We start from the raw sequence: 11,530 nt of genomic DNA on the forward strand, positions 1-11,530 counted from the left end.
TGGCGCTTGAAGACATCAGCGGAGGCAGCAAAGTTGCACAGAATCTAAACCTGAAGAACAGAACGACCCGAAAAAACCCACCACAACATCTGCTCAAAGCAAGTTCCACCCATTTCCGGTGACTTTTTCAACAGTCTCACAAAGTTTTGGGACGAGTCGCGAAACGCCAGCGCTCGGTCCATACTGCGGGAGCGATCGGCTCACCCCCACGCCTTTGTTCCGTTGTTTAATTTCCAACTCATGCTTTGCGGCGATGAACGGCTTGTCAAGGATCAGTATTTGGCATATTTACAACGTGCCATTTTGACTCTTTGGGGGAACCACACATCTGTCATCTTCGAGGCTGCTAACAGATCCTGGGAAGCTGCTCGCCGATCTGCATGGGCACCACGCGGTTGGCGCCGATGGCGGTATGAGCGACCACCATGGCTGGATGTTGTGCCGTGACGCGCCCGATCATGGCAGCATCGCGCGCTTTGGGATGGCGACGCATCGCAGCCAGCACGGCGTCGGCGGCATCGGCGGCGACAAACACCACGACCTTGCCTTCGTTGGCTACATAAAGAGGATCCATGCCCAGCAGGTCGCACGCCGCCTGGACTTCCGGGCGCACCGGGAGCAACGGCTCTTCAATTACCATCCCGGTACGCGATGATGCGGCAATTTCGTTCAGCGTGGAGGCCAGCCCGCCGCGCGTGGGATCGCGCATGGCGTGGACCGCGCTTCCGCCGCAGGCGAGAATATCGGCGACCAGGTCATTGAGCGCCGCGCAATCGCTCTGGATCACGGTTTCAAACTCCAGACCTTCCCGCACGCTCATGATGGCCATGCCGTGATCGCCAATCATGCCGCTGACCAGGATGGCATCGTTCGGCCGCACCAGTGATGGCGAAACCTGCGCGCTCTCCATCAGCGCGCCAATGCCGGCGGTGTTGATGTAGCAGCCGTCGCCGTGGCCCTTTTCCACCACTTTGGTGTCACCGGTCACAATCTGGATGCCGGCCATCGCCGCTGCGGCGGCCATGCGGGCGACAATCTGCGCCAGATCAGACAGGGGAAATCCTTCTTCCAGGATGAAGCCGGCGCTGAGAAACAGAGGCCGTGCTCCGCTGACGGCCAGATCGTTCACCGTGCCGTTGACCGCCAGATCGCCAATGCTGCCGCCGGGAAAAAACAGCGGCCGGACCACAAAGGAGTCCGTGGAAAACACCAGCCGGTTCGGCGCAAAGTCCACCACGGAAGCATCGCCCAGGCTGGCCAGCGCGTCATTGCGAAACGCGGGCAGGAACAAATGTTCCACCAGTTCGGCGGAGAGCTTACCGCCGCCGCCATGACCAATGACAATGTTGGGATAGTCGCGCAAGGGCAGCGGGCATGACCAATTGGAAAAATCCGGCGGCTCAGGCATTGGTCAGTTCCTCGGCGGAGATGAAGCGCCCGTAATTGTAGTAAGCCGCGCACGCGCCTTCGCTGGACACCATGGTGGCGCCCAGCGGATGCCGTGGCGTGCACTCTTTGCCAAAGGCCGCGCACTGCGTGGGCTTGATGGCGCCGCGCAACACGTCTCCGCTGCGGCACAGGGGCGATTCTTGGGTGTGAATGCCTGTCACCCGGAATTTATGTTCCGCATCGTAGTCAAGGTAGGCTTCGCGCAATCGCCACCCGCTGCGGGGGATCACGCCCATCCCGCGCCAGGCGCGGTCGGTTTCTTCAAAAACTTCCGCCAGCAATTTCTGCGCGGCCTGGTTTCCTTCGCGGGTGACCACGCGTTCGTAGGCGTTTTCTACTTGCGCCTGGCCGGCTTCCAGCTGGCGCACCGCGCGGCGGATGCCGTCAAGCAAGTCCAGCGGCTCAAAGCCCGTGACCACAATGGGCACATGATATTTTTCCGCCAGCTCAGGATATTGCCAGTAACCCATCACGCTGCAAACGTGGCCCGCGGCCAGGAAGGCCTGCACCTGGTTGGACGGCGACTGCATGATGGCGGCAATCGCGGGCGGCACCAGAACGTGCGAAACCAGCACGGAGAAGTTGCGGATTCCCTGTTGTTTGGCGAAGTGCGCCGCCATGGCGTTGGCCGGCGCGGTGGTCTCAAACCCGACGCCAAAGAAGACGACTTCTTTCCCCGGATTCTGGCGGGCGATCTGCACCGCGTCCAGCGGCGAGTACACGATGCGCACGTCGCCGCCCTCGCCCTTCACGCGAAACAGGTCGCGCGAGCTTCCCGGCACGCGCAGCATGTCGCCAAAGGAGCAAAAGATAACGTTGTGCAGCGATGCAATGGCCAGAGCGCGGTCAATCATCTCCAGCGGCGTCACGCACACCGGGCATCCCGGCCCGTGCACCATCTCCAGCTCTTTGGGCAGCAGCTGGTCAATTCCGTTGCGGATAATGGAGTGGGTTTGCCCGCCGCATACTTCCATGATCTTCCACGGGCGGGTCACCGTTTGCTGGATTTCCGCGGAAAGCTTGCGCGCCAGCTCGCCGTTGCGAAATTCGGTCAGGTACTTCATACCGGCCTCTCTTTACTTCTCCGGTGACGTCTTGCAGCTAGGGCATTCCGGCGCTTCCGCAGCGGCGGCGCGTTTCAGGATTTTTTCTTCACTGCCGAATTCGTCGTCCAGCACGCCCAGGTCGCGAAATGTCTGCAGCGTCTTCTGCGCTGACTCTTCGTCAATCCGGGAGATGGCAAAACCCACGTGGACAATCGTGTAGTCGCCCACCACCACTTCCGGGACGTAGGCCAGGCAGACGTTTTTCACGATCCCGCCGAAGTTGACCTTACCCATGCGGGTGCCGCCGTCTTCCCAAACCTGCTCAACTCTTCCCGGAACTGCCAGACACATAGTCGGCGGCCTCCCTGGCCGCAATTCTCCGGAGTTAGTCTCCGCCCGCGCGTGCAGCGCCTAAAGCCGCGCCGGCAACGGCTCTGCTTCGCTGGGCGTGCTGAGATGCAAGAAACTCAAACCACGTTTCCATGCCGGCGCCGGTTTTGGCGGAGGTCTCAAAGATTCTGATGTTGGGCCGGATCTCCTGGATGTTGTTCCAAGCGGCCGTTCGGTCGAATTCGCAGGCCTCGGCCAGGTCTATCTTGGTGATCACCGCGGTGTCCGCGGAGTTGAACATGGTGGGATACTTGAGCGGCTTGTCCTCGCCTTCCGTCACGGAGAGCAAAACGGCGCGAACGGCTTCGCCGAGATCGTAGCTGGAAGGACACACCAGATTGCCGACGTTTTCGATGAAGAGATAATCCAGCTCATCCAGATGCCAGCCTTCCAGGTGCTTGCCGATCATCTCGGCCTCTAGATGGCACAGGCCGTGGGTGTTGATCTGGCGGACGGGAGCGCCGCTGGCTGCCAGGCGGCGAGCATCGTTGTCAGTCTCCAGGTCGCCGACCAGGGCGGCCACGCGCACGCCGCGCTGCCGCAGCTCGCGCAGTGTGCGCTCCAGAAAACTGGTCTTGCCTGATCCCGGACTGGAAACCAGGTTCACCACCAGAACGCCGGCAGATTGGAATCGCGTACGCAGTTCGGCGGCAAGCTGGTCGTTCTTCTTGAGGACCCCTTTGCGCAGCTCGACGATTCGCGTGGTCACTGGTCTTCCTCTACTTCCTCTTGCTCCGCTTCCTCTTCTTCAACTTCCATGGATTCAATCTCCAGCTCGCGTCCGCGACGGATATCCATGCTGGGCGTGCCGCAACTCGGGCACCTGAAGCTTTGTACACCAGGAAGGTCGGATTCAATGTGACAGGCATCACAGTGAATCACAATGGGGATGTGAAGTACCTCCAGCCGCGAGCCTTCCAGCAGCGTGCCCTGGGTGGCGATGCCGTAACTGAATTGCAGCGCATCTTCCACCACGCCGCTCAAGGCCCCCACCTGCAGCTTCACGCTGTACACGCGGGAAATGGGCCGGCCGGCCAGGGTTTCCGTCACGGCGGTGACAATTCCGCAGACGATGGAGAGTTCATGCATTGGTGTTCACTCTCAACTATTTTGCGCTTACGTGCTTGAGTATAGTCCCGCCGGGCAGACGCGGCGCCGGCCTGGCGCTCGTATAATTGCGCTCAAGATGGCGGTCTACGAGCGCTGGCGGCTGAAGATTACCGGCATTGTGCAGGGAGTCGGTTTCCGTCCGTTCGTTTATTCGCTGGCCACGCGCCATGCCCTCACCGGATTCGTTCTCAATAACTCCAGCGGCGTCACCATTGAGATTGAAGGGCCGCAAGCCGAGCTGGAAGCCTTTGCGCACGAGCTCAAGATTAACCCGCCGCCTCTGGCCGTGATTGAGACTTTTGCGGTGGAGCCGGTGAGTCCCAGTGGATCGCAGCGTTTTGAGATTCACTTAAGTGAAGCGGTCTCCGGGGAGAGCACGCCGATCTCCCCCGACATCGCTACTTGCGACGCATGCTCGCGCGAACTCGCCGACCCCGCCGACCGTCGTTATCGCTATCCTTTTCTCAACTGCACGGACTGCGGGCCGCGCTTCACCATCATCCGCGACATTCCTTACGACCGCCCTTTCACCACTATGGCCGGCTTCAAGATGTGCCCGGCCTGCGACCGGGAATATCATGACCCGCTCAATCGCCGTTTCCACGCCCAGCCCAATGCGTGTCCGCAGTGCGGACCCAGCTTGAGCTTTCATCCCGGCGGGCGAACCGGCGAAGCGGCGCTCGTCCAGGCTAAACGCGCTTTGGCCGAAGGCCAGATCATTGCCGTAAAAGGAATCGGCGGCTTTCATCTGGCCTGCAATGCAACCAGTGATTCCGCGCTGGCCGAGCTGCGGCGCCGCAAAGGTCGAGTGGACAAACCGTTTGCCTTGATGGCGCGCGACCTGGAACTGGTGAAGCGCTACGCTCTGGTGAACGAAGAGGAAGCCCGCTTGCTGCTGTCACGCCAGCGGCCCGTGGTGCTGTTGCGTACTCTCGATCCGAACTTGCCCTCGCCTCTGGTTGCTCCGGGCAACAAGCATCTTGGTTTCTTTTTGCCTTATTCACCGCTGCACCAGTTGCTGCTTGACGACAAGCCGCTAGTGATGACTTCCGGCAACCGTTCCGATGAACCCATCGCCCGCGACAATGATGAAGCTCTGGAACGACTTGGCCCGTTGGCCGATGGCTTTCTCCTGCACAACCGTGACATCCACGTGGTGTGCGATGACTCCGTGGTCCGGGTGTTTGAAGGACATGAGTTGCCGATCCGGCGCTCGCGCGGATACGCGCCCATGCCTATCAATTTGAAAACGCCTGGCCCATCTCTGTTGGCTACTGGCGGCGAACTGAAAGCCACCTTGTGTCTCACCAGAGGCGATCACGCCTACGTGAGCCAGCATATTGGCGATATGGAAAACCTGGAAACGCTGGGCGCGTTTGAACGGGCCTTTGATCATCTGCGCGCGCTGTTTCGCGTTGCACCGGAGCGCATCGCGTGCGACATGCATCCTGGATATTTGTCCACGCGCTGGGCGCGGGAATTTTCCACCGCCAAGAAACTGCCGCTGGTCCAGGTCCAGCACCATCACGCGCATATTGCGTCGTTGATGGCGGAGCATAGTCTGGATGGCTCGGAGCCGGTGATCGGCGTCAGCTTTGACGGCACCGGCTACGGCACGGACGGCGCCATCTGGGGCGGCGAGCTGCTGTTGGCCGATTACCGATCGTTCCGCCGGCTGGGCCATCTCAAGTACATTCCTCTGCCCGGCGGCGATGCCTCCGTGAAACGGCCGTACCGCATGGCGCTGGCGCATCTCACCGCCGCAGGAATTCAATGGCCCCGGGATTTGCCGTGCGCGCTTGCGGTGCCGCCTGAGGAAAGAAAAATTCTTGATCGCCAACTCGCCACCGGCTTCAACTGCGTGGACACCAGCAGCATGGGCAGATTGTTTGACGCCGCAGCATCTATCCTGGGCATTCGCCACACCGTTACTTATGAAGCCCAGGGAGCCATGGAACTGGAAGCCATTGCCGATGCGGCATGCCGCGACAGCTACGAGTTTGCCGTCAGCGCCGGCGAAGAGATCATCTTTGATCCGGCGCCGGTGTGGCGGGAGATGATTGCCGATTGGCAACGCGGCATGACGCTTCCCATCATTTCCACCCGATTCCATCGCGGCGTAGCTGCGCTCATCGTTGCAGCGTGCAGAATTGCGCGCGAGCGGACGGGAATTGCGCAGGTCGCGCTTAGCGGCGGTGTATTCCAGAACGTCCTGTTGCTTGCATGGGCCAAGAGCGCGCTTCAAGAAGACGGCTTCCAGGTGCTGACGCACCGGCTGGTTCCCCCCAACGACGGCGGGCTGGCGCTGGGCCAGGCGGCCATCGGCCGTGAAGGCGCGTGATGAAGTTTGCGTTCTTGTTGCCTTGCGAGTCGCATCCCGGTTGGGCCTTTTTCAATCGCAGACCGCAGCCACACTGTGACCACCATCACAGATTCGTTCATCCTCCGCATGTATAGAAGTAAGAATGCCTGGGGCGGCGCCGTGCCTGTAACACTCAAATGCTGCCTCTTGCCGGAGGTGGCGCAATGCCCCCTGAAAAAGGCCTGCTGGCTAAAGCTCTAGCCGATCGCGGCATTCCTCGCCGTGAATTTCTCAAGTTTTGTAGCGCAGTGGTTGCAACCTTGGCCCTTCCTGATCACTATGCCTTCGCCGTGGCCGACGCATTGGACAAAGCCAAGCGTCCGGTGTTGGTCTGGCTGGAGTTCCAGGATTGCGCCGGCAACACGGAATCGTTGCTACGTTCCAGCCATCCGGACGTGGCGTCTGTGGTGCTGGAAACGCTTTCGTGGGAGTACCACGAGACCATCATGGCCGGTGCGGGCAAGCAGGCGGAAGCCGCCTTGCAGCGCGTGGTAAAGGAAGAAAAAGGCAAGTACCTGTGCATTGTGGAAGGCGCCATCCCCATGGCCGATGGCGGCATCTACTGCACCGTGGGCGGACGAACGGCTCTTGATATCGCCCGTGAAGTCTGCGGCAACGCCGCCGCCACCATTGCCGTGGGCGCCTGTGCATGGGATGGTGGGCTGGTCGCTGCCAGTCCCAATCCCACTGGCGCGGTCGGCGTGCAGGAAGCGGTTCCGGGCATCAAGATCGTGAATCTTGGCGGCTGCCCGCAAAATGCCGCCAACACCGCCGCTGTGCTGGTGCACTACCTCACGTTCGGCGAGCTGCCGGCTCTGGACCAATACAACCGTCCCCTGTTCGCTTACGGCGCCATCATCCATGACCAGTGCGAGCGCCGCGCCCACTACGACGCAGGCCGCTACGTGGAAGCCTGGGGCGATGAAGGTCATCGCAAAGGTTGGTGCCTGTACAAGATGGGCTGCAAAGGCCCGGAAGCCACCTACAACTGCCCCAACGTGCGCTGGAATGACCAGACCAGTTGGCCGGTAAAAGCCGGGCACGGCTGCATTGCTTGCGCATCGCATCGTTTCTGGGACACCAAGTCTCCGTTCTATGAACGGCTGCCCAACGTGCCGGGATTCGGCGTGGACGTGAGCGCCGGGAAGATCGGCGCCATTGCCGTGACGGGCGTAGCCGCGGCCACGGCGGCGCACGGTTTGATCAGCATTGCCCGCATGAGCCGCAACGATAGCGATGGCGGCGGCAAGCCGGCAACGCCCGCTAGCGGAAAGGAGTCATAAGATGGCGCGCATCGTCGTTGATCCGGTAACTCGCATTGAAGGCCACCTACGCATTGAGGCCCAACTGGAAGGCAACAAGATCGCCGACGCGTGGAGTTCCGGCACCATGTTCCGGGGCATCGAACTGATCCTGCGCGGGCGCGATCCCCGCGAAGCCTGGATCTGGGCGCAACGCATCTGCGGCGTGTGCACCACGGTCCACGCGCTCACCTCGGTGCGCGCCGTGGAGAACGCTCTGGGCATTGAAGTACCGGACAACGCGCGCATCTTGCGCAACCTGATCAGCGGTTCGCAGTTGGTCCAGGACCACGTGATCCACTTCTACCATCTGCACGCTCTGGACTGGGTGGACGTCACGCTCGCCCTCAAGGCCGACCCGGCCAAGACGTCGGCACTGGCGCAATCCATCTCGGACTGGCCCAAATCCAGCACTACTTATTTCAAAGGCGTGCAGGACCGCGTGAAGACGCTGGTGGCCAGCAAGCAACTGAGCCTCTTCTCCAGCGGATACTGGGGACATCCGGCGTATCAACTTCCGCCGGAAGCCAATCTGATGGCCGTGGCGCATTACATTGAGGCCCTCGACTTCCAGCGCGAGTTCATCCGCATTCACGCCGTCCTGGGCGGAAAGAACCCGCACCTGCAGACGTATCTTGTCGGCGGCATGGCCAGCGCGATCGACCCCAACGAGGCCCATGCGCCCATCAATCCTGAGCGCATCACCTTTCTGATGAAGCTGGTGCAAAGCGCGCAGGAGTTCGTGCAGAAGGTTTACATTCCAGACGTGCTCGCCGTCGCTCCGTTCTACAAGGAATGGTTTGGGCACGGTGAAGGGCTGGGCAACTTCCTGGCCTATGGCGAATATCCTTCCGGAAGCGTGAATGATCCCGCCACTTTCTACCTGCCGCGCGGCGTGATCTTGAATCGTGACTTGTCGAAAGTGCTTCCCATGGACCCGGCGAACGTCACTGAATACGTGACGCATTCGTGGTATGACTATCCGGCGGGCGACGACAAGGCGCTGCATCCTTCCCAGGGTGAAACACGCCCGCATTACTCCGGGCCCACGCCCCCGTTTGAACATCTGGATGTGGACAAGAAATATTCCTGGCTCAAGGCGCCGCGCTATCAGGACAAACCGATGGAGGTGGGGCCGCTCGCCCGCATGCTGGTGGCTTACGCTTCCGGGCACAACGACGTGCAGGCGGTCGTCAACGGCGTGCTGGCCAAGCTGGGCGCTCCGGCCACGGCGCTGTTCTCCACGCTGGGACGCATCGCCGCGCGTGCCATTGAAACCCAGATCATGGTGCACAAATTGAAGGGCTGGGTGGAAGACCTGGACCGCCACATGTCGCACGGCGAGCTCCGCATCCACGCCGGCGAGAAGTGGGACCCAGACACGTGGCCCAAGAACGCCCGCGGCTTCGGCTTCCACGAAGCGCCCCGCGGCGCCTTGGGGCACTGGGTGGAAATTGAAGACAAGAAAATCAAAAACTACCAGTGCGTGGTGCCCTCCACCTGGAACGCCGGCCCGCGTGACGCCCATGGCCAGCGCGGCGCGTATGAAGCCGCCCTGCTGAATACTCCGGTGGCCGATCCGGAGCGCCCGGTGGAAATTCTCCGCACCCTGCATTCCTTTGACCCTTGCCTGGCGTGCGCCGTGCATGTTGTGGATTTACAGGGGCGCATCATCGGCAAACGGGAAGTCGCGTAAGGAGGATTTATGGCAACAACAAGGGGCATCCCCATTGTGGCCGACCAGCCGCCGGAACAATGCCTTGCGCGCGTCTATGTGTGGCAGCTTCCGGTGCGCGTTTCACACTGGCTGATCTTCTTTGCCATCATCGCGCTCAGCTTCACCGGCTACTACATGCACAACCCGTTCGTGATCTCGCGTGCGCCCGGCACCTACATGATGGGGACCATGCGCTACATCCACATCATCTCCGGATACATCTTTCTGGCGGCTTTCATGATGCGGGTGTACTACTTCGTGGCCGGTAACTACTGGGCCAGTTGGCGGTTCTTCATCCCTACGGACCGCCAGCGTTTGAAGACCGCCCGGGAAATGTTCAAGTACTACTCGTTCGTGCGGCGCGAGCCCGTACGCCAGGTGGGACACAACGCTCTGGCCGGACTAACTTACAGCTTCATCTTTTTTCTGATGTCGCTGGAGATTCTCACCGGCCTGGTGCTCTATAGCCAGGTGCGCGGGCCCGGACTGGCACGCACCCTGTTCGGCTGGCTGCCCGGCATCATTGACATCCAGTACTTGAGGCTCTTTCACTTCCTGGGCATGTTCGCGTTCATCGCGTTTGCCATCCACCATGTGTACAGCGCCATTTTGGTGTCCATTGAGGAGCGCAACGGCCTGCTGGAAAGCATGTTCTCTGGCTTCAAATTCGTTCAGGGCTACGAACTTGAGGAGCAGGAGCAGCGCCGTCAGATTCTGCTTAAGACTTCCCTGCCCAGCCGAATCGCACGCTGGTGGACGAGCCGCAAGAAGAAGGGCGCATGATGCAGGACTCTACGCAACCCCCAGCGCAAACGACGACGCAGCAACGCCGCGTTGTCGTCCTCGGCCTGGGCAACTTGATCCACTGCGATGATGGCGCTGGCATCCATGCTATTCAGCGGTTGCTCGGCGACCCGCGCCTCCCCGCCGGCGTTGAAGTCATGGACGGCGGCACCCTGGGCCTGCAATTGCTCCCCGCTATTGAAGACGCCACGCACATCCTGGTGCTCGACGCGGTGAACACCGGCGCCGCCCCAGGCGCCATCGTCCGCTACGCCATGACCGAACTGGAGCCCCTGCCTGGAAGCCCGAGCGTCCACCAGATCGGCTTCGCTGACATGCTCGAAGGGCTGCGCTGGATGAACAAGTTCTCCAACAAGATGATTGTCCTGCTGGGGGTGCAACCGGAGCAGACCGGATGGGGAGAGAGCCTCAGCCCCACAGTAGAGGCAGCTCTGCCTGCGTTGATTCAGGCCACTCTAGAGGAATTGCAGAAATGGCGAGCGACCATTGAGACGCCGGCTTCAGCACTACACATTGCTTAGGGAACCCGCTCGCCGTCGAACACCTGCCATCTTCGGCGCCGATGGAGGCTTGCGTTAGAAGCATCTGCATTTCGTGTTGCTTCTCTGCGGGGATGGTCGGCAGCTTGTGCCCAATCACCTCGGCGCGGGTGTAACCGTAGAGTTTCCTCAGCCGAGGCATTCCACTCTTCAACCACCAGGTCAGAGTTAAAGAGCGCGATGGCAGCAGGAGAACAGTTGAGAATCCCGAGATAGCGTGCACGTGACCGCCGCAGCTGTTGCTCGCTTTTGCGGCGTCCCCGCAACACGAACCAGCCGGCCCAGAAGGCTAACAGGAAAGAGGAAACACCCCTCGACTGATGTACAGGTAGTGAAGAGTAAGGTAATCGGCGTCGCGGAAGAAACGAGATTCAAGCAGTTCCCAGACGGCGAACACAAATCCGACAACGCTGATGCTCGAAAGCGCCAGCGTGACCCAAAACCACCGCCGTTCGGGAGAATTATCGGGCATCAATCCCCCGGGTTGCGGTTATCTTGTTTGCCACCCCTAGGCTGGAAAAGTATCCCGTTCCTCACTTCTTGGATGTGATCGCCGGCACATCAGGGCCAGCCAGTGCGTCGCGTTCCGTCTTCGAGGGCACAATTGAAATCGGGACCGCCCATGCGTGGGGCTTGCTAGCGACTGAACGAGGTTTGGAGTTCAAAAAACATCTGAGACTGTTGAAAAAGTCACCGGAAATGGGTGGAACTTGCTTTGAGCAGATGTTGTGGTGGGTTTTTTCGGGTCGTTCTGTTCTTCAGGTTTAGATTCTGTGCAACTTTGCTGCCTCCGCTGATGTCTTCAAGCGCCA

Annotated in this window: 10 protein-coding genes; 5 read left to right on the top strand and 5 right to left on the bottom strand. The window is 60.6% G+C overall.

Annotated elements, in window-relative coordinates:
• Positions 1-346: 346 nt before the first annotated feature.
• The 5 genes from hypE to hypA are packed head-to-tail and all read right to left on the bottom strand — an operon-like array spanning position 347 to position 3,974.
• A complete protein-coding gene (gene hypE, locus LAO20_22895; protein MBZ5534283.1) occupies positions 347-1,408 on the bottom strand; it encodes a hydrogenase expression/formation protein HypE in 1,062 nt (353 codons plus the stop codon).
• Entirely contained in the window at positions 1,401-2,513 is a 1,113-nt protein-coding gene (gene hypD / locus LAO20_22900) for a hydrogenase formation protein HypD (GenBank protein ID MBZ5534284.1), read from the bottom strand. The genes hypE and hypD overlap by 8 nt, the downstream gene beginning before the upstream one ends.
• A gap of 12 nt (positions 2,514-2,525) precedes the next feature.
• Complete coding sequence (locus LAO20_22905; GenBank protein ID MBZ5534285.1) at positions 2,526-2,846, bottom strand: HypC/HybG/HupF family hydrogenase formation chaperone; 321 nt, start codon at positions 2,844-2,846, stop codon at positions 2,526-2,528.
• Positions 2,847-2,880: 34 nt separating this feature from the next.
• A complete protein-coding gene (gene hypB / locus LAO20_22910; GenBank protein ID MBZ5534286.1) occupies positions 2,881-3,594 on the bottom strand; it encodes a hydrogenase nickel incorporation protein HypB in 714 nt (237 codons plus the stop codon).
• Positions 3,591-3,974 (bottom strand): hydrogenase maturation nickel metallochaperone HypA, encoded by a 384-nt coding sequence (hypA, locus tag LAO20_22915; GenBank protein MBZ5534287.1) that lies wholly within the window; start codon positions 3,972-3,974, stop codon positions 3,591-3,593. The genes hypB and hypA overlap by 4 nt, the downstream gene beginning before the upstream one ends.
• A 97-nt stretch (positions 3,975-4,071) precedes the next feature.
• On the opposite strand from hypA, the gene hypF reads away from it, so the two are divergent.
• The 5 genes from hypF (at position 4,072) to LAO20_22940 (ending at position 10,700) form a co-directional block, all read left to right on the top strand.
• Positions 4,072-6,336: a carbamoyltransferase HypF gene (gene hypF / locus LAO20_22920; protein ID MBZ5534288.1), complete on the top strand. Its 2,265-nt coding sequence runs from the start codon at positions 4,072-4,074 to the stop codon at positions 6,334-6,336.
• A gap of 185 nt (positions 6,337-6,521) precedes the next feature.
• Positions 6,522-7,640: a hydrogenase small subunit gene (locus LAO20_22925; protein ID MBZ5534289.1), complete on the top strand. Its 1,119-nt coding sequence runs from the start codon at positions 6,522-6,524 to the stop codon at positions 7,638-7,640.
• Position 7,641: 1 nt separating this feature from the next.
• The gene (locus LAO20_22930) at positions 7,642-9,354 is read left to right on the top strand and encodes a nickel-dependent hydrogenase large subunit (GenBank protein ID MBZ5534290.1); all 1,713 of its coding nucleotides are present in this window, start codon (positions 7,642-7,644) and stop codon (positions 9,352-9,354) included.
• Positions 9,355-9,363: 9 nt separating this feature from the next.
• Entirely contained in the window at positions 9,364-10,158 is a 795-nt protein-coding gene (gene cybH / locus LAO20_22935) for a Ni/Fe-hydrogenase, b-type cytochrome subunit (protein ID MBZ5534291.1), read from the top strand.
• Positions 10,155-10,700, top strand: a complete 546-nt coding sequence (locus LAO20_22940; GenBank protein MBZ5534292.1) for a hydrogenase maturation protease — start codon at positions 10,155-10,157, stop codon at positions 10,698-10,700. Before cybH ends, LAO20_22940 begins: the two co-directional genes overlap by 4 nt.
• Positions 10,701-11,530 lie beyond the last annotated feature (830 nt).

It is taken from the genome of Terriglobia bacterium (genome assembly GCA_020072815.1).
GTDB lineage: Bacteria > Acidobacteriota > Terriglobia > Terriglobales > Acidobacteriaceae > Angelobacter.